The following is an 18,650-nucleotide window of genomic DNA, read 5'->3' on the forward strand; positions in this document are numbered from 1 at the left end:
CTTGCAAGTTTTTAGGGTGCTGAGGCACTCGCAAGGTCAGGTAGCATATTAGGATGGTTGATAATACAGGGGGCGTGATCGGATTCGTCCGAGACGGTTTTTGCTCTTTTGAAGTTAGGTTTAGCGAGAGAGGTCGTTATATGTCGGGTACGACGCAGGAGAAGCTGGCTTTGATGCGCTATGTGGAGCTGCTCGAGGCCGAGGCCCTTGTTGTTTCCAAGCCAGATACTCTATGCGATCAGCGCATAGAGTTTGCGACCGACGACTCGCGCCAGGTGCGTCCGGGCACGTTGTTTGTCTGCAAGGGCCGTGCGTTTAAGCGCGAGTACCTGCTTTCGGCAATCGCCGATGGCGCCGTGGCCTACGTTTCCGAGGTCGATTACGATGTTGATCTTCCCGCGGTGATTGTGAGTGATATTCGTCGCACGCTTGCCGTGGTGGCAGATGCCTATTATGGGCATCCGTCGGGTAAGGTGAAGGTCTGCGCCTTTACAGGCACCAAGGGCAAGTCGACCTGTAGCTTTTATCTGCGCGGTATTCTCGTCAACGAGGCCAAGCTTACGGGCTGTCATCGACCCGCTCTTAATACGGGCATAGAGTTCGACGACGGCATCGAGACGGGCCCTTCCAAGCTGACGACTCCCGAATCCTTTCTGCTGCAGTCTCGCATCGCACATGCTGCGGAGGCGGGTGCCCCGTGGCTGGTTATGGAGGCATCGAGCCAGGGCTTCAAATACGAGCGCACGGGCAAAATCGCCTTTGAAGTCGGCGCCTTTACCAATATCGGCGAGGATCATATTTCGCCGATTGAGCATCCGACACTCGAGGATTACTTTGCCAGCAAGCTCAAAATCTTTTCGCAGAGCCGTTTTGCCGTGGTCAATCTCGATATGGATAAGGTCGATCGTGTGCTCGGGGCGGCATCTCGTTGCGAACGTACGGTGACGTTCTCCCTGACCGACGAGCGTGCCGACGTGCTTGCGCTGGCGATTCGTAATGGCGACTGCGGCGTGGTGGCAACGGTGCGCACGCCCCGCTTTACGCGCGACATTGTGATTCCCACGCCGGTTAAATTCAATGTGTCCAACGCGCTTGCCGCTATTGCCTGCGCCGAGGCCCTGGGTATTTCCGAAGAGGGTATCGTCCATGGCTTTGAGGGTGTCTTCGTTCCCGGCCGTATGGAGCTCTATCCGTCCGTATCGGGCAAAATCTTGGGCATCGTCGATTTTGCACATAACGGCATGAGCCTCGAGACGCTCCTGCGTGACTTGCGCGAGAACTATCCCGGGCGCGAGTTGGCGGTTGTATTTGGCGCTACGGGCGGTAAGGGTGTCGATCGACGCGCCACGATGGGCATCGCCGCTGGCAGGTATGCCGACCGAATCGTGATTACCGAGGATGACCCCGGACCCGAGGATGTCGAGGATATTTGCGCCGAGATCGCGCGCAACGTTCAAGCGCAGGGAAATGATAACTGGCAAATCGTGACCGATCGCGTTGCCGCTATCGAGACTGCCGTGCGCGAAACCGTCCGTCCTGCCGTGGTCATCGTGACCGGTAAGGGCGAGGAAGAATGTATGCTGCGCAAGAACGGACCCGAGCCTTGTGAGCGCGACGGTTCGATTCTCAAGCGCACCCTTGCGGCGTACGACGCCTAAGACCAGAAGCCCCTTCTACGTAATGGAGTAACCATGTCCCACAACACCCTGCCGACCGTTGCCGAGCTTTCGGGCGAGATGCGCGAGCGCTTGGCCAAGGTTAAGTACGTCTTTACCGACCTGGACGCCACCATGCTCGCGCCCGGCTCGTGCGTGCTGCGCGACAACGACGGCAACCCCTCGACCAAACTCGTCGAGGCCGTCGTGGCGCTCGCTCGCGCTGGTATTCAGGTGGTTCCCACCTCGGGCCGCAACCGTACCATGATCCACGAGGACGCGCGCGTGCTCGGCCTCAACTCCTACATTGGTGAGATGGGCGGCCTGGTCATGTACGACCTCAAAGCCAACGATTGGGAGTATCTGACCGGCGACATGCCTTACGACCCCGCCTGCGGCCTTACTCCGCACCAGGTGATCGAGCAGACCGGCGTGTGCGAGAAGATCCTTGCTCGCTGGCCGCACAGGATCGAGTACCACAACGACATGTCGACCGGCTACAAATACCGTGAGGTCACCGTCGGCATGCGTGGCGACATTCCCGATGATGAGGCCCAGGCCATCCTGGACGAGGCCGGCTGCGGTCTGATCTGGGCTTGCAACGGCCATCTGACTCACCTGTCCAAGCCGACGACGCTCGAGCTCGATCGCGTCGAGGACGGCCGGGCATTCAACATCAATCCCGCGGGCCTCAACAAGGGCGTTGCCATTGCGCGCTTCTGCGAGCACCTAGGGATCGAGCGCGAGGAGACGCTCGCGCTCGGCGACTCCGAGTCCGACTTCTACATGGCCGATCACGTGGGCACGTTCTGCCTGGTCGAGAATGGCCTGACGAGCGCCGGCGCGCCTGAGTTCCTGGCTGCTTGCGAGAACGCTTTCGTTACGCGTGGCAAAATTATCGACGGTTGGGCGGCGACGGCAGAGCTGCTGGTCGCGGCGCGTTCGTAGCGCGGCGTCGCCGCACTTGGACATGTCTTTTCGAGAGAGACTGGTGAGGTAATGTCCGATATCGAGAATCCGGCAGGCGACACGCGCCCGATTGGCGTGTTCGATTCTGGTTTGGGCGGTCTGACGGTTGCGCGCGCCATCGCGACGGCGCTGCCGCACGAGTCCGTCTACTACTTTGGCGATACTAAGCGCTGCCCTTACGGCACTCGCACCGAGGATGAGGTGCGCTCGTTTGCGCTGCAGGCGGGGCGCTGGCTTTCGAGGCACGACGTCAAGATTATGGTCATCGCCTGCAACACGGCAACGGCCGCGGCGTTGCGTCTGGCCCAGCAGGCGCTCGACGTTCCTGTGATCGGCGTGATCGCGCCGGGCGCGCGTGCGGCCATCAACAGCACCCGCACGCGCCGCGTGGGCGTGCTCGCCACTAACCTCACCATCCGCTCGGGTGCCTACACGCGCGCCATCCAAGACCTGGATGCCGGCGTGGACGTGTACGGCTGCCCTGCCTCGAGCTTTGTCGAGGTCGTTGAGCACGAGCTCGCCTCGGGCGCGCATCTGCAGGAGCAATGGCTCGAGAACGAGGACATCTTCGATACGCCTGCCGTGCGTGCGCTGGTGGGCGCCACGGTTGAGCCGCTGCGTGACCACGGTATCGATACCGTGGTGCTCGGCTGCACGCATTTTCCGCTGTTGGTGGGACCTATCCGCCATGCGCTGGGGCCTGGGGTGCGCGTCGTGAGTTCCGCCGAGGAGACCACGCGCGAGCTGACCGATATCCTCACGCGCCGCGAGCAGCTGGCGGGCGATACCGCCGAGCCACAGCATCGTTTTGCCACGACGGCCGATAACATTGCTGAGTTTGCGGTGGCGGGCAGCTTTATCTTTGGACAGCCGCTCAAGAGCATAGAACATATCGATATCGATGAGCTGAAATAGATGTAAGGTCACCGACCAAAGGCTCACTTTCACCTTTTGCCGAAAGGATATTTCTATGGAGTACATGCAGGTCAACCGCGCCAACGGCCGCGCCGCCGATGAGCTGCGCCCCGTTAAGCTCACCCGTGGCGTCATGAAGCACGCCCACGGCTCGTGTTTGGCCGAGTTCGGCGACACGCGCGTGCTGTGCGCCGCTACTATCGAGGAGGGCGTGCCGGGCTGGCGCAAGGGCGCCAAGGCCGGTTGGGTAACGGCGGAGTACGCCATGCTACCGGCATCGACCGGCAAGCGCTGCAAGCGCGAGCACGCCAACCGCAAAGGCCGCTCCATGGAGATCGAGCGCCTCATTGGCCGTAGCCTGCGTACCGTCGTCAACATGAAGGCGCTCGGCGAGTACACCGTCACCGTCGACTGCGACGTGATCCAGGCCGATGGTGGTACACGTACGGCAAGCATTACCGGCGCCTGGGTGGCGCTGCACGACGCCCTCGCCATGTGGGTCGAGGCAGGCAAGATCGAGCGCATCCCGCTTACCGGCCAGGTGGCTGCCATCTCCATGGGCGTTGTCGACGGCAATACGCTGCTTGACCTCGATTATTCCGAGGACAGCCATGCCGAGGTCGACATGAACCTCGTCGCCACCGACACCGGTGAGATGATCGAGCTCCAGGGCACCGGCGAGCAGGCGCCCTTCGACCGCAAACGCCTCAACGCCCTGCTCGACCTGGGCGACAAGGGTATCGCCGAGCTCATCGAGCTCCAGCGCCAAGCCCTCGCCTAACCAGCCAAAAAGGGACAGGTTTATTTTGGTAGGTTTTATCTGCGGAGACGTCTAGACACAAGACTGCCGTTGATTGAGAGGGGAGAGGCAGAGGCCCTCGTTGCCCTCGGCGCGGCATTGCTATAGAGACAAGGAGACCACTCATGGCACTTGAGAAGATCGACATCGACACCCTCGACCCGGCGGCGACCATCGTCGTGGCAACAGGAAACGCTCATAAGCTCACCGAGATCGAGGCCATTTTGGGCAAGGTCATGCCCGAGGTGCGCTTTGTGGCGCTCGGCCAGCTGGGCGATTTTGAGGACCCTGAGGAAAACGGCACGACGTTTTTGGAGAACGCCATCATCAAGGCGCAGGCTGCCGTCGAAGAGACGGGGCTCATGGCCATTGCCGACGATTCGGGCCTGGTCGTTGACGCGCTGGACGGTGAGCCCGGTGTGTATAGCGCGCGCTACGCGGGCGTTCACGGCGACGATGCCGCCAACAATGCCAAGCTGCTCGTTAACCTGGAAGGCGTGGCGGACGAGGACCGCACCGCGCGCTTTATGAGCGTCGTTGCGCTTATCGACACGGACGGTTTGGTCACCTATGGTGAGGGCGCCTGCGAGGGCGTTATCGCACACGAGGGTCGCGGCGATCACGGCTTTGGCTACGACCCGCTGTTCCTGCCGGTCGACACGCCGGGCAAGACCATGGCTGAGCTGACGGCGGACGAGAAGAACGCCGTCAGCCATCGTTTCCACGCGCTTGAGCATCTGTCCGCCAAACTGACGGGCGAGGAGTAGGCTGTGCGTGCGGTGGTGCAGCGCGTGCTCAACGCCGGCGTGACGGTCGACGGCGAGTGCGTGGGCAAAATTGGGCGCGGCTATCTGGTGCTGCTGGGCGTGGGCCACGGCGACACGCGCGCCGAGGCCGATAAGCTGTGGGGCAAGCTCCGGGGCTTGCGCATTAACGAGGACGAGAACGGCAAGACCAACCTGGCACTTGCCGATGTCGACGGCGAGGTGCTCGTGGTGTCGCAGTTCACGCTGTTCGCCGATTGCCGTCACGGCCGCCGCCCATCGTTTACGGATGCCGGCGCGCCCGATGTCGCCAACGAGCTTTACGAGTACTTTTTGACGCTCGTTGCCCAAGATGTCGAGCACGTGGCACATGGCATCTTTGGCGCCGACATGAAGGTCGACCTGGTCAACGATGGCCCGTTCACCATCGTCCTGGACACGGACAACCTTTAGGTTACTCGGTTTTACCAAACCGCGTAACAACTGGTCATGCGAGGTTGTCGTCTGGTACGTATTTGGGACGGGGCTTATTTAGCTACTTGCGTGTGGTGGCAGCAGGGTGCTATAGTATTAGAGTTTTGTCTATCTTAGGGGTATTATCCCCTTTTTGAATTGCACCTTCTGGAGGCCCTGTTCATGGAAGAGATGGAAGTCAATCACGTCGACGACATCCACGAGAAGCTGACCGATATGGTGGGCGATCGCGTCAAGGTTAAGGCCAACATGGGCCGCACCCGCGTCGTCGAGCGCATGGGCACCATCAAGAGCGTCCACCCCGCCGTCTTTATCGTCGAGGTTGACGAGCGTCGCGGCCGCAAGTCGCGTCAGTCTTATCAGTATATCGATGTCCTCACCGGTCAGGTTGAGCTGTTCGACCCCGAGAGCGGCGAGCATATCTTTACCCCGCTCGGCAATCAGCTCGAGGAGCATTAACGGTGACCGATCGGTCCCTGACTCTTTCCGCGCCGGCAAAGATTAACCTCTACCTAGGGGTTCATACCGAGCGCGATGACCGCGGCTACCATAAGGTCGATTCCCTGATGGCAGCCGTCGGTCTTGTCGATACCGTGACGGTCACGCCGGCACAGGCGCTGACCGTCCAGACGGTTCCGGCATCAGATTTTCCCATGCAAAAGAATACGGCGTATCGGGCTGCGGTTGCTATGGCCGAGCATTATGGTCGCGAGGCAAACATCTACGTGACGATTGAGAAGCACATTCCATTGTGCGCCGGCTTGGGCGGCCCCTCGACGGATGCGGCCGCGGTCATTGTCGCCTTGGCGGAGCTCTGGGGAATTGACCGCACCGATTCCGCGCTCGACGATATTGCACGGGGCATTGGTGCTGACGTCCCGTTCTTTTTGCACGCGAGCCCTGCGTTCTACGTGGGTGGGGGAGACGTGCTGGCAACCGAGTACCCCGTGCTGCCCGCGACACCCGTCGTGCTGGTCAAGCCGCGGGAGGCGAGCGTTTCGACAATTGAAGCCTATCGACGTTTTGACGAGGCCCCGGTGCCTGCGGACAAGCCCGGCGCGATGGCTTCTGCCTTGCGTGCTGGTGATGCCGAGACGGCATATGCGCTCATCCATAACAACCTGGGTGTCATTTCCGCACAGATGGAGCCGCAGATTCAAACGGTTCTCGATTGGCTGCATAAACAGGACGGCGCCGTTGCTGTAGATGTGTGCGGATCGGGCGCCTGCTCGTTTGCCATTTGCGACACCGCCGCCACGGCCGAAAGGCTTGCCGGCGCTGCCCAGCAAAATGGCTGGTGGGCCTGCGCAACGGAGCTCATTTCCAACACGGTTCAGATCGACGCGCCAAAGAAATAAAAAATTCTCTAGCACGTGGCGGAAATCTTTGTTACTATAGTCGAGCTAACGGGTTGTGGCTCAGTTTGGTAGAGCACTGCGTTCGGGACGCAGGGGTCGCTGGTTCAAATCCAGTCAACCCGACCAGAGCATGAGGAGGGACCGCTTCTTGCGGTCCCTTTTTTTAGCTATTGTTGTGATACCGCGATACCCGCGGTATACTCATTCGAGCTTGTCTCGCTGTATTGTGGAGGTCTACATGTTTGGACTGAGGGCTCCTGAGCTCATCATTATTCTCGTCGTTGTCCTGATCATCTTCGGGCCTAAGAACCTGCCGAAGCTCGGCAAGTCCCTCGGCTCTACCGTCAAGAATATCCGCGAGGGTATGGAGGGCGACGATAAGGCCGAGACCAAGCAGGCCGAGGAGGTCGTGGTCGAGCAGTCCGAGGAGGACAAGGAGATCGCTGAGCTCGAGGCCAAGCTCGCTGCTGCCAAGAAGAAGCAGGCAGAGGACAGCGACGCGGACGCAGAGTAGTCCCATCCCTTTGGGGTGAGCACCTGACCGGCTTGCCCGCAGGCTAGCCGGTCTTTTTTGTTTTGTTGACAGTTGATTGTTTGATCAGAGTTGGGGAGATATCCGTATGGACGCAAGCCAGATCGTACTGACCGCTGAGGGCCGCCAGAAGCTCGTCGAGGAGCTCGCTTGGCGTGAGGGCGATTACGCCAAGGAGATCGTCGAGGACATCAAGGAAGCCCGCGCGTTCGGCGACCTTTCGGAGAACTCCGAGTACGATGCCGCCAAGGACAAGCAGGCCCAGAACGCCGCTCGTATTGCCGAGATCCAGGCCATCCTCGCCAACGCTCAGGTTGCTGCCACCACGGGCGATCTGACCGTCTCCATCGGTTCCACCGTTTCTCTGATTGATCCCAACGGTGAGGTCATGGAAGTCACGCTCGTCGGTACCACCGAGACCAACTCGCTCGAGCACAAGATTTCCAACGAGTCTCCGGTTGGCCATGCCATCATCGGTCACGGCGAGGGCGACTCCGTCGAGGTCGTTACGCCTTCCGGCAAGACTCGCGTCTACACCATCGCCAAGATCGCACGCTAGACCACGGTCCCGCGTAAAGGTATGTTTTCGCTCCCTGGGACCGAATCCTGGGGAGCGTTTTAGTTTGAGGAGCTAATTTATGGCAGAGAACCAGAACGCCGCCGATCAGGCATCGACGCTCAACGACGAGCGCGCCACCCGCCTGGCCAAGCGCGCCGCCCTGTTCGAGGCGGGCCAGAACCCCTATCCCGAGCACTCTGAGCTTGAGGACTACGTCGCCGATATCGAGGCTAAGTACGCCGGGCTTGCCGATGGCGAGGACACCGAGGACGTCGTGAAGATCGCCGGCCGCGTGGTTGCCAAGCGCGGTCAGGGCAAGATCATGTTCATCGTCGTGCGCGATGCGACTGCCGAGATTCAGCTGTTCTGTCGCATCAACGACATGGACGAGGCTGCCTGGAATACGCTCAAGGCCCTCGACCTAGGCGACATCCTGGGCGTGACCGGCGTGGTCGTGCGCACCCAGCGCGGCCAGCTTTCCGTTGCCCCAAAGAGTGCGACCCTGCTTTCCAAGGCCGTTCGTCCGCTGCCTGAGAAGTTCCACGGTCTTTCCGACAAGGAGACCCGCTATCGCCAGCGCTATGTCGACCTGATCGCCAACGACGACGTTCGCGAGACCTTCCGTAAGCGCTCGCAGATTCTCTCCACCTTCCGCCGCTTTATGGAGTCCGACGGCTACATGGAGGTCGAGACGCCCATCCTGCAGACCATCCAGGGTGGTGCCACGGCCAAGCCGTTCATTACCCACTTCAACGCGCTCGATCAAGAGTGCTACCTGCGTATTGCCACCGAGCTGCACCTCAAGCGCTGCATCGTCGGTGGTTTTGAGCGCGTGTTCGAGATCGGTCGCATCTTCCGTAACGAGGGCATGGACCTTACCCACAACCCCGAGTTCACCACGATGGAGGCCTACCGTGCCTTCTCCGACCTCGAGGGCATGAAGGCGCTCGCCCAGGGCGTCATCAAGGCTGCGAACAAGGCCATCGGCAACCCCGAGATCATCGAGTACCAGGGCCAGACCATCGACCTTTCTGGTGAGTGGGCCAGCCGTCCCATGACCGACATCGTCTCCGACGTGCTCGGCAAGCAGGTCACCATCGATACGCCGGTCGAGGAGCTTGCTGCCGCCGCGCGCGAGAAGGGCCTGGAGGTTAAGCCCGAGTGGACCGCCGGCAAGATTATCGCCGAGATCTACGATGAGCTGGGCGAGGACACCATCGTCAACCCCACGTTCGTGTGCGATTACCCCATCGAGGTCAGCCCGCTTGCCAAGCGCTTTGAGGACGACCCGCGCCTGACGCACCGCTTTGAGCTGGTTATTGCCGGTCATGAGTACGCCAACGCATTCTCCGAGCTCAACGACCCGGTCGACCAGGCTGAGCGCTTTGCCGCCCAGATGGCCGAGAAGGCCGGCGGCGACGATGAGGCCATGGAGTATGACGAAGACTACGTGCGCGCCCTCGAGTACGGTATGCCTCCCGCGGGCGGCATCGGCATCGGTATCGACCGCGTGGTCATGCTGCTTACCAACCAGGCTTCCATCCGCGACGTGCTGCTGTTCCCGCACATGAAGCCCGAGAAGGGTTTCCAGTCCGGTGCCGCTGCCGCCAAGGCTGCCGAGGCCGGCAACGCCGCGAGCCCGTTCGTCAAGCCGCTCAAGCCCACGGTTGATTATTCCAAGATTGCCGTTGAGCCGCTGTTTGAGGAGTTCGTCGACTTTGATACCTTCTCCAAGAGCGACTTCCGCGCCGTGAAGGTCAAGGCATGCGAGGCCGTCAAGAAGTCCAAGAAGCTGCTGAACTTTACGCTCGACGACGGCACCGGCACCGACCGTACCATCCTCTCCGGCATTCATGGCTACTATGAGCCCGAGGACCTGGTCGGTAAGACGCTGCTCGCCATCACCAATCTGCCTCCGCGCAAGATGATGGGCATCCCCAGCTGCGGCATGCTCATCAGTGCCATCCACGAGGAGGAGGGTGAGGAGCGCCTCAACCTGATCCAGCTCGACGCCTCCATCCCCGCCGGCGCAAAGATGTACTAGGGGGTTACGGCGGTTTACCAAACGCCGTAACCGCTCGACGCTGCGCGCCGCCCAGAGCGACAATTTGTCATTCAAAAGGCAAGGCATGACCAGAAGGTCTATGCCTTGCCTTTTTCATGCCAACTTGTTCGCCCTGGACGTCGCTCGCTGTTGGTCCCATTACATCGGCGTTGACATTGTTGTTGAGTAGTCGTTGGGGGGGGACGTTCTTAAACGACTGGTTATTTAAGAACGTCCCCAACGACCACAACGCACGAGAGTGGATAATCTCCCACTTTTGGCGCGTATGCGGACTTAAAACGGGAGATTATCCACTCTCGTGGAATGGGTGTCCGATAATCCACGCTCGTTGGGCCGATGCGGGCGCATCTGCCGCCCTGCGCGAATGGCTCGGCATCTTCATAAACCCAACGCTTACGAAGCGCATGCGTTTCGTGCTAGGCTGGTTCCACCACATAAGTAGTCGCAGACGCACGTAACACGGGCGGGCGAGATGAAGTCCCAACAGCTCCATCTCGCCCGCCCGTTTTTGTTGGCGGCGCCGCGACGCAACACAGAGAGGAATCTGCCCTTTATGCCTATCAACAAACGAGAGAGCTTGCTGTTCACCTTTATCATGTGCTTTTGCATGGTGCTCTGGATGAGCATCTACAACGTTACCCTGCAGCATGGGGCCATCAACGGCGAGGTTGTTGCCGCCGCGTGGCTCAGCTTCCCCGTTGCCTACATTTTTGCCATGTGCTGCGACTGGTTTGTTGCCAGCCCCCTTGCCAAGGGTTTCGCCTTTAAATTCCTGGTCACGCCATGCAAGAGCTCGCCGCTTGCCATGACGCTCGCCGTTAGCTCCTGCATGGTCGTTCCTATGGTCATCATCATGTCGCTCTACGGTGCGTGTGAGGGCCTGTTCCACATGCCCGGCGGCCCGCTCGCCAACCTGCAGATGCTGCCGATGATGTGGCTCATCAACATCCCGCGCAACTTTGTCATGGCCCTGCCTTGGAATCTGCTGGTGGCCGGCCCGGTTGCTCGCTATGTCTTCCGTCGAGCCTTCCCCATGGGCACGGTTTTTGAGGAGCAGCATATGGAGCTCGTGCGTATGCCGGGCGCTCCCGCTGCCGATGCAGTCAATGACGTTGCCGAGAGCATGGACGTTGAGCCCGTCTGCTAGACAGCAGCGCAAAACCAAACCGCCAAGCGGACCAGAGCGATTCCTTTTTTGTAGACGTTGTCGCGCGGCTACGGGTGGGAAAGGTCCCAACGGTTAACATATACTCCATATGGGTAAAGAGACCAAAGCGCCGCCACGAGTGGCGCTTTGCGTTTGAAAAACTAGCTCGTCTAAGAGGAACTAGCATGTTAGACCGTTTTACCGATCGCGCGCGCAAGGTCATGTCCATGGCCAAGCAAGAGGCGCTCGATCTTCATTCAAATAAGGTGGGTACCGAGCATCTGCTGCTCGCGCTCGCCAAGGAGGACGAGGGCATTGCCGCCGAGGCGCTGCGTTCGCTCGATATCTCCTACGACGACATCATGGACACCCTCAAGGAGGTCCAGACTACCGTTCCCGAGTCCAGCGAGGAAACCGAGGCCGCCAAGCTCGCCTTTACGCCGCTCGTCATTAGTGTGATGGAGCGCTCCTTCCGTGTGGCACGCGAGAACAACCAGACCTATGTGTCGACCGAGCACTTGCTCATCGGCATTGTCGAAGAGGGTAACGGCATGGCCATGGACATTCTCATGCGCCTGGGTGTGTCGTCTGCTTCCATCAAGAAGGCCATCGAGAAGCTTACCGCCAAGGACCAGGACAAGAAGCGCCCGCTCGCTGGCGCCGGTGCCGGGCGTCCCGGTGCGGGTCTGCCGTTCTTTAGCGGCTCGGACGCCTCACAGCAAAAGGGGAGCGGCACCGACACGCTCAAGCAGTTCGCCACCAACCTCACGCAGAAGGCGCGCGACGGCAAGCTCGATCCGGTGATTGGTCGCGAAAAAGAAGTCCAGCGCATGATGGAGATCCTTTCGCGCCGCACCAAGAACAACCCGCTTATCCTAGGCGACCCCGGCGTGGGCAAGACGGCTATCGTCGAGGGCCTGGCACAGCAGATCGCCGCCGGTAACGTGCCCGAGAACCTTATGAACCAGAACATCTGGACGCTCGACCTGCCGGGCCTTGTTGCGGGTGCTAAATATCGCGGTGAGTTTGAGGAGCGCCTCAAGAACGTGATCCAGGAGGCAACCGAAGCCGACGACGTCATCCTGTTTATCGACGAGATGCACACCATCATCGGTGCCGGTTCCGCCGAGGGCTCCATCGACGCGAGCTCCATGCTCAAGCCCGTGCTTGCGCGCGGTGCCTTCCAGATTATCGGCGCCACCACGGCCGAGGAATTCCGCAAGTACCTCACCAAGGACCCGGCCTTCGAGCGTCGCTTCCAGACTATCGATGTCGAGGAGCCGAGCGTCGAGGACACGGTCAAGATTCTGACCGCGCTCAAGCCACGCTACGAGGAGCACCACCATGTGCGCTATACGCAGGGTGCTATCGAGGCCGCCGCGAACCTTTCCAACCGCTACATCCAGGATCGCTTCCTGCCCGATAAGGCCATCGACCTCATCGACGAGGCCGGTGCCCGCGCTCGCATCGCCGCGAATCGCGCGCCCGAGCCGGTGCGCGAGGCCGAGCATCGCATCGAGGAGCTCAAGACCGCCGCGCAGGAGGCCACCGAGAGCGACGACATGAACAAGGCCGCCGAGATCACCGAGCAGCAGAAGGCTGCCGAGATTGAACTCGCCGAGGCCAAGGCTGCCTGGACCGCCGAGCTCGACGCCAGCCCGCTCACCATCGACGTGAGTCAGATTGCCGACATTGTGTCCGTGACTTCGGGCGTACCGGTTTCCTCGCTCACCGAGAGCGAGAGCCGTCGCCTGCTGCAGACCGAAAGCGTGCTCAAGACCCGCATCATCGGCCAGGATGAGGCAGTCGAGGCCGTCGCCAAGGCAGTGCGCCGCAGCCGTTCGCCGCTCAAGGACCCGCGTCGCCCCGGCGGCAGCTTTATCTTCCTGGGTCCCACCGGCACGGGCAAGACCGAGCTCGCCAAGACGCTCGCCGAGTACCTCTTTGGCAGCAAGGACGCGCTCATCAGCTTTGACATGTCGGAGTTCGGCAGCGAGTTCGAGGTCTCCAAGCTCATCGGTAGCCCTCCGGGTTACGTGGGCCATGACGAGGGCGGCCAGCTCACCAAGGCCGTGCGCCGTCACCCGTACTCGGTTGTGCTGTTCGACGAGATCGAGAAGGCGCACCCCGACATCTTCAACATTCTGTTGCAGGTGCTGGAGGAGGGTCGTCTGACCGATAGCCAGGGCAAGACGGTCGACTTCCGCAACACGGTGATCATCATGACGTCCAACGTGGGCGCTCGCGAGATCGCACAGGATGCGAGCGTTGGCTTTGGCACCACCGGCGAGCAGGGTCTCACGTCGAGTGAGATCAAGGGCCGCGCGATGGGCGAGCTCAAGCGCCTGTTCCGCCCCGAGCTGCTCAACCGTATCGACGACATTGTGGTGTTCCAGAAGCTCTCGGGCGAGAATCTCACCAAGATCGCGCACCTGTTGGTGGACGATCTGCGCCAGCGTCTGATCGCAAACGGCATGAACATCAAGCTCACCGATGCGGCCTACGACAAGATCGTGGCCGAGGGCACTGATCTCACCAACGGCGCACGTCCGCTGCGCCGTGCTATTCAAAAGCTCATCGAGGACCCGCTATCCGAGGAGCTTCTGGCCGGCGAGTGGGGCGAGGGCGATACCGTCCTGTGCGACGTGGCCGATGGCAAGTTTGTCTTTAGCCACGGCAGGGGCGAGATCCCGGCACCGCGTCCGGCGGGCACGCTCGGTGGCGATTCCGCCCCGGTGGCACCGCACATCGGCAACGCCGCGCCTGTGAGCAGTGGCGTGAGCTCGGGCCCCGGCGGCATGATGCAAGCCGGTTCCGGCGCGCTGTAGGGCGTAACAAAAACCTTGTGTCCACGAGGGCGTTCCAAAGGAGCGCCCTTTTTCTGTTGGAAAGGCCCCTTCGTTCAAGGTAAATCTCATTAAACATACCAACGGCGTATGCATAAACGCTGATCAAGTGTTGAGGTTGATTGAAGGGTCCAACGTCCCTTCGGCACTGCCCGTCTAAGATGCTTTATCTTGATAAAGTGGCGTTTCCTCACCGTTAGCCGATGATGCAAGGGCGCTCGGCGTTTTCGACTGGTTTATGCACGCAAAGTCTGGGAATATACAAGTCGCATATCTTACTGTCTAACCAGTTGCGCCAAGGAGGCACCATGGACTACAAGATTACCGGCTATGAGCCCGCCCAGCTGTTCCATTTCTTTGAGGAGGTCAGCGCGATCCCCCGCGGGTCTGGCAACGAGAAGGGCATCAGCGATTTCCTGGTTGCGTTTGCCAAGGAGCGCGGCCTCGATGTGTATCAGGACGAGGTCTACAACGTCATCATTCGCAAGCCCGCATCTGCCGGCGCCGAGAATGCCCCGACCGTGATGCTGCAGGGCCACATCGATATGGTGTGCGACAAGTTGGGCTCCGTTGAGCACGACTTTACGACCGATGGAATCGACCTGGTCGTCAAGGATGGCGTCCTCACCGCCAACGGTACCACCCTGGGTGCCGACAACGGTATCGCCGTCGCTCTGATGCTCACTGTTCTCGATGACGATTCGATCGTTCACCCCGCCCTCGAGTGCGTATTCACCACCGACGAGGAGACTGGCCTGGTCGGCGCCGAGACGCTCGACAAGTCCCAGATTAGCGCCCGCACCATGATTAACCTTGACTCCGAGGAAGAGGGCGTTGCTACCGTCAGCTGCGCCGGCGGCGTCGTCGTTACCTACACCTGCCCGATCGCGCGCGAGCACAGGACCGGTAGTACCCTCACGCTCGACATCTCCGGCCTGCTGGGCGGTCACTCCGGCAGCGATATCCACCTGGAGCGCGGCAACGGCAACCTCATCATGGCCCGCATCATCGACCGCCTGATGGTTGCCGGCGAGCCTGCCATCGTTAGCTTTAACGGCGGCACCAAGGACAACGCCATCAACCGTGAGTGCAAGGCTGTTCTGGTCTATGCCGACCACGCTGCCGCCGAGACCGCGGCCCAGATCGCCCGTGGCATCATCGCCGACGTTACCGCCGAGCTCGAGGTCTTCGACCCCGGCTTTACCTGCACTGTCGAGATCGCCGACGACGCCGAGGTCGAGGCCATGGACCAGAAGTCCGCGCTTGCCCTCATCCGCGCCCTGCGTCTTGCCCCTAACGGCGTGATTCGCCGCAACGTCGCCACCGACGGCTCCGTCGAGGTTTCCTCCAATATCGGTGTGGTTGCCACTTCTGACGACGAGGTCAAGATCATGCTGTCTCCGCGCTCCTCGATCACCTCGTTGCAGAACGAGTTTAAGGATCGTCTGCAGACGCTCGCCGATATCCTGGGCTTCGACGCCAAGTTCGAATTCGAGTATCCCGGCTGGAGCTATGCCGAACATTCGCCGGTCCGCGACGTCTTTGTCGAGAGCTATCGCGAGCTCTTTGGCTCCGAGCTGCGCATCGAGTCCATTCATGCCGGCCTTGAGTGCGGCCTGTTTGCCGAGGCCCTGCACGGCCTGGACGCCATCGCCGTGGGCCCGACGCTCTCCGATGTCCACACCCCGGACGAGAGCATGGAGCTCGCTTCTGCCGAGCGCTTCTACGAGCTGCTCATCGACGTCCTCAAGCGCCTTGCCGCGTAAGGGTTGCGCTAGCAGCAGCCCGAGCCACGTGCTAGCGGATTGCAAATGACATTACGAGAGGGGGCACCCGAGCTTTTGCGACGGGTGCCCCCTCTCTTCTTTTGGGAAATGGGAAATTGCGGGCGTCTAGCCAATATCCGCCTTGATGAGGTCGAGGGTGCGCTGGCAGTTTTCGCGGACGGGGCCGAGCATATGCTCGCGCAGGTCCGCCATGCCGGGCAGGTCGGCGTATTCGTCCATGACCTCTTCCATGCAAATGGGTACCTCGTAGGCGAGGTCCATCATAGTCGCAAAGCAAAACTTCTCGGATAGCCCGGCATCGGAGAGCGCCGCCTCCAGCGCGGGGTCGCCCATACCGTGGTATCGGCGGATAGCGCCTGGACCGATGCGTCCCACACGATTTTCGCCGCCAACGCTCATAGCAAGGCGTGCCCGACGTCGCATGCTCTCATACGCCAAGCCCGATGCGACATCGTACATGGGTGCGAGCGCCGCGTTTGTGCCTTTGCCAAGGACGAGCGAGTAGTTTTTAGCGTGTGCGTCAGGCGCTCCGATAATGGCGTTATAGAACAACATATAGGTAAAAAGCACAAGATTCATGTGGTGGGGGACTGTTTTAATCAGTCGTTCTTGGATGTCTCGTGTGGTTGGTCCTCCGTCGGCGGTGTATTTCTGGCTTGGCAATACACCGAGCGCCTGGCAAAAGTCCTCCTGATGCAGCCTTTCGATATTTCCGCTGCTATTGACCATTCTGTCGTACCGTTCAACGACGAGCGCGGCTTCGTCTTCAAATGTGCAATAGGAGACGTCGGCAGTTGGAATGCCAACACGCCGAGCCGTTTTCATGCAGACGAATTCGTTTAAGGCCTGATGTTTGAACCCAACGACACCATTTTTGAAGATATGGGTAGTGGGGGATGACCCTAGACATTCGCACCATTGGCCATCATGCCAAGCTAGTGCAAATTTGCCTTGATTGCCGCCCAGGGACCAGCTTTCGTTGGAGCCCATCCATGTCTCTCTTTCGTCATCGCGAATTGCTTTGAGCTTATGAGCGATTTGAGAATTGGTAAGCGGGCGGTATGCGGAGACCCTGCCACGGACGGCGTCTAATTGATCGGTTCGACAAAACTGAACGGCCCCCGCGCAGTCAAGACCGATATGGCACAAGAGGGCGACGGGGTTGTTGGATGCAACGTCATGCTCGGCGGCAATAGCGCGACACTGCTCTTGACTGTCGGGCAAAAGGCCAAATAGGAACGGGCGGACGATGTTATGGCCATACGTGCGATTGGAAAGCGGCATTGTTAGCGATAGCGGTGCTCCGCGATAGGTTGGGGCGTATACAAAGCTGCAGAGTCCATGCTCGTCTTGCCGGAGAGTGCCTGCGATTTCGCCACAAATGAGGGTCGCAAGCTCCATCTCTGCCATTTATTTCACAACCTTACAGCCAAAGGAGAGGTCTGAAGTGTCGGAAAGGCCTTGCTCGGCTGCGATTTGGGCCAGCAAGGCACCATAGGAAGATGGCGTTCCTTGTCGGGCGGGTCGTCTGCCTACACTTGGCTTGGGCAGGGCATTCGAGTTCGCGATAGGGAGGTCCGCTATCGTCGTCGGATGTTTAAAGGGTGATGCGATTGGGTCGTTATCGCTTTGCACAAAGAGACTTATGCCGAGTGCGTTAAAGACGGTCAGCAGCTTGTCGAGTCGAATGCCAGTGGCGTCTCCTAGCTCGAGCGATGCGAGCAGGCGCTCCGAAACACCGGCCATTTTAGCGAGGGCGGCACGGGTGAGACCCTGAGCCTCGCGTGCCTGACGCACATAGATGCCAGCTTGCCGCGGTGTGGTGATGGGAAGGGTATCCATGGCGATCTCCTAACGTGCAGACTTTTGCATATCAGTATGACATGCAAAAGTCTGCATGAAAAGGCCTCATGCAAAACTCTGCATGAGGCTTTGTGCTGGCGTTGAGTTTTGAGCGATTGTGTTTGGTGCTACAGCGCCAAAATCCCCAGATGCTCAAGCAAGATCTTAAGCCCGATGAAGATGAGCACGACGCCACCCACGATGGTGGCAGGCTTTTCGTAGCGCGCGCCAAAGGTGTGGCCGATCGCTACGCCGGCGACGGAGAAGATAAAGGTCGTGATGCCGATGAGCGACACGGCGGGCATGATGTCGACCGAGAGCGCGGCAAATGAGATGCCTACGGCTAGGGCGTCGATTGAGGTGGCGATGGCGAGGATCAGGTACTCGCCCAGGTCAATCTTTTCGGCATCCTTGCCGTCGCCTTCATCCTCGTCCTCGGTAAATGCCTCCCACAGCATTTTGCCGCCAATGAAGGCGAGCAGGATAAAGGCGATCCAGTGGTCGATGGGGCCGATGATGCCCATGAATTGACTGCCAAGCGCCCATCCGATTACGGGCATGCCGGCCTGAAAACCGCCAAAGAACAGGCCGAGCACCACGGCGACCTTAAGGTTGATCTTTTTCATGCCGAGACCCTTGCAGATGGATACGGCAAAGGCGTCCATCGAAAGGCCAACGGCGAGCAACACGAGCTCTGCGAGTCCCATAGTCTGGCTCCATCTCTGCGGGCGAACCCGATTACGCGACTACTCCCTCATTTATATGAGACCCAATGCTATCACATGAGCAGTCAAAGGAGCCCCGTCCCAAATGAGCTACCTAAGCGGTGTTCGCTCATTCTGTAAGCATCGGATTTCGCAAGCGCCGCAGGGACAAACCGTGAGAAACTATTTAGCGTTTATGGAGCGTACACGATGGGAGCGATGCCTTGGATAAGA

At 60.1% G+C, this 18,650-nt stretch carries 17 protein-coding genes and 1 tRNA gene; 15 read left to right on the forward strand and 3 right to left on the reverse strand.

Annotated features, from left to right (window positions below; translation table 11 throughout):
* Nucleotides 1–140: 140 nt before the first annotated feature.
* The 15 genes from DXC90_RS00350 (at nt 141) to DXC90_RS00420 (ending at nt 15,849) form a co-directional block, all read left to right on the forward strand.
* Nucleotides 141–1,658, forward strand: coding sequence for a Mur ligase family protein (locus DXC90_RS00350; protein WP_117734283.1), 1,518 nt, complete (start codon nt 141–143; stop codon nt 1,656–1,658).
* 33 nt (nt 1,659–1,691) lie between these two features.
* The gene (locus DXC90_RS00355; RefSeq protein WP_117734284.1) at nt 1,692–2,603 is read left to right on the forward strand and encodes an HAD family hydrolase; all 912 of its coding nucleotides are present in this window, start codon (nt 1,692–1,694) and stop codon (nt 2,601–2,603) included.
* A gap of 51 nt (nt 2,604–2,654) precedes the next feature.
* Entirely contained in the window at nt 2,655–3,539 is an 885-nt protein-coding gene (gene murI / locus DXC90_RS00360; protein WP_117734285.1) for a glutamate racemase, read from the forward strand.
* Between the two features lie 55 nt (nt 3,540–3,594).
* Complete coding sequence (gene rph / locus DXC90_RS00365; RefSeq protein WP_117734286.1) at nt 3,595–4,320, forward strand: ribonuclease PH; 726 nt, start codon at nt 3,595–3,597, stop codon at nt 4,318–4,320.
* A 143-nt stretch (nt 4,321–4,463) separates the two neighbouring features.
* A complete protein-coding gene (gene rdgB, locus DXC90_RS00370) occupies nt 4,464–5,105 on the forward strand; it encodes an RdgB/HAM1 family non-canonical purine NTP pyrophosphatase (RefSeq protein WP_117734287.1) in 642 nt (213 codons plus the stop codon).
* Between the two features lie 3 nt (nt 5,106–5,108).
* Nucleotides 5,109–5,555, forward strand: coding sequence for a D-aminoacyl-tRNA deacylase (gene dtd, locus DXC90_RS00375; protein WP_117734288.1), 447 nt, complete (start codon nt 5,109–5,111; stop codon nt 5,553–5,555).
* 183 nt (nt 5,556–5,738) lie between these two features.
* Nucleotides 5,739–6,035, forward strand: a complete 297-nt coding sequence (locus tag DXC90_RS00380; protein ID WP_006234957.1) for a Veg family protein — start codon at nt 5,739–5,741, stop codon at nt 6,033–6,035.
* A 2-nt stretch (nt 6,036–6,037) separates the two neighbouring features.
* Entirely contained in the window at nt 6,038–6,934 is an 897-nt protein-coding gene (gene ispE / locus DXC90_RS00385) for a 4-(cytidine 5'-diphospho)-2-C-methyl-D-erythritol kinase (protein ID WP_233502087.1), read from the forward strand.
* Between the two features lie 49 nt (nt 6,935–6,983).
* Nucleotides 6,984–7,060: transfer RNA gene (locus DXC90_RS00390), tRNA-Pro, on the forward strand.
* Between the two features lie 112 nt (nt 7,061–7,172).
* A complete protein-coding gene (gene tatA, locus DXC90_RS00395; RefSeq protein WP_022094895.1) occupies nt 7,173–7,448 on the forward strand; it encodes a twin-arginine translocase TatA/TatE family subunit in 276 nt (91 codons plus the stop codon).
* Nucleotides 7,449–7,554: 106 nt separating this feature from the next.
* Nucleotides 7,555–8,025 carry a transcription elongation factor GreA gene (greA, locus tag DXC90_RS00400; RefSeq protein WP_006234960.1) on the forward strand — a complete coding sequence of 157 codons (471 nt, stop codon included), beginning with the start codon at nt 7,555–7,557 and terminating at the stop codon, nt 8,023–8,025.
* Nucleotides 8,026–8,104: 79 nt separating this feature from the next.
* Entirely contained in the window at nt 8,105–10,069 is a 1,965-nt protein-coding gene (lysS, locus tag DXC90_RS00405; RefSeq protein ID WP_117734289.1) for a lysine--tRNA ligase, read from the forward strand.
* Nucleotides 10,070–10,643: 574 nt separating this feature from the next.
* Entirely contained in the window at nt 10,644–11,237 is a 594-nt protein-coding gene (locus DXC90_RS00410; RefSeq protein WP_117734290.1) for a DUF2798 domain-containing protein, read from the forward strand.
* A gap of 185 nt (nt 11,238–11,422) precedes the next feature.
* The gene (locus DXC90_RS00415; RefSeq protein ID WP_117734291.1) at nt 11,423–14,065 is read left to right on the forward strand and encodes an ATP-dependent Clp protease ATP-binding subunit; all 2,643 of its coding nucleotides are present in this window, start codon (nt 11,423–11,425) and stop codon (nt 14,063–14,065) included.
* A gap of 326 nt (nt 14,066–14,391) precedes the next feature.
* On the forward strand, nt 14,392–15,849 hold the full coding sequence (locus DXC90_RS00420; RefSeq protein ID WP_117734292.1) for an aminoacyl-histidine dipeptidase: 1,458 nt from the start codon (nt 14,392–14,394) through the stop codon (nt 15,847–15,849).
* Nucleotides 15,850–15,975: 126 nt separating this feature from the next.
* Here DXC90_RS00420 and DXC90_RS00425 read toward each other — a convergent pair whose 3' ends face one another.
* The 3 genes from DXC90_RS00425 to DXC90_RS00435 form a co-directional block, all read right to left on the reverse strand.
* Complete coding sequence (locus DXC90_RS00425) at nt 15,976–17,280, reverse strand: type II toxin-antitoxin system HipA family toxin (protein WP_117734293.1); 1,305 nt, start codon at nt 17,278–17,280, stop codon at nt 15,976–15,978.
* Complete coding sequence (locus DXC90_RS00430) at nt 17,281–17,712, reverse strand: helix-turn-helix domain-containing protein (protein ID WP_117734294.1); 432 nt, start codon at nt 17,710–17,712, stop codon at nt 17,281–17,283.
* 128 nt (nt 17,713–17,840) lie between these two features.
* Nucleotides 17,841–18,419 carry a manganese efflux pump MntP family protein gene (locus DXC90_RS00435; RefSeq protein ID WP_117734295.1) on the reverse strand — a complete coding sequence of 193 codons (579 nt, stop codon included), beginning with the start codon at nt 18,417–18,419 and terminating at the stop codon, nt 17,841–17,843.
* Nucleotides 18,420–18,650: the final 231 nt, after the last annotated feature.

The sequence above is a fragment of the Collinsella sp. TF09-1AT genome, assembly GCF_003436895.1.
In the GTDB taxonomy this organism is placed as follows: Bacteria; Actinomycetota; Coriobacteriia; order Coriobacteriales; family Coriobacteriaceae; genus Collinsella.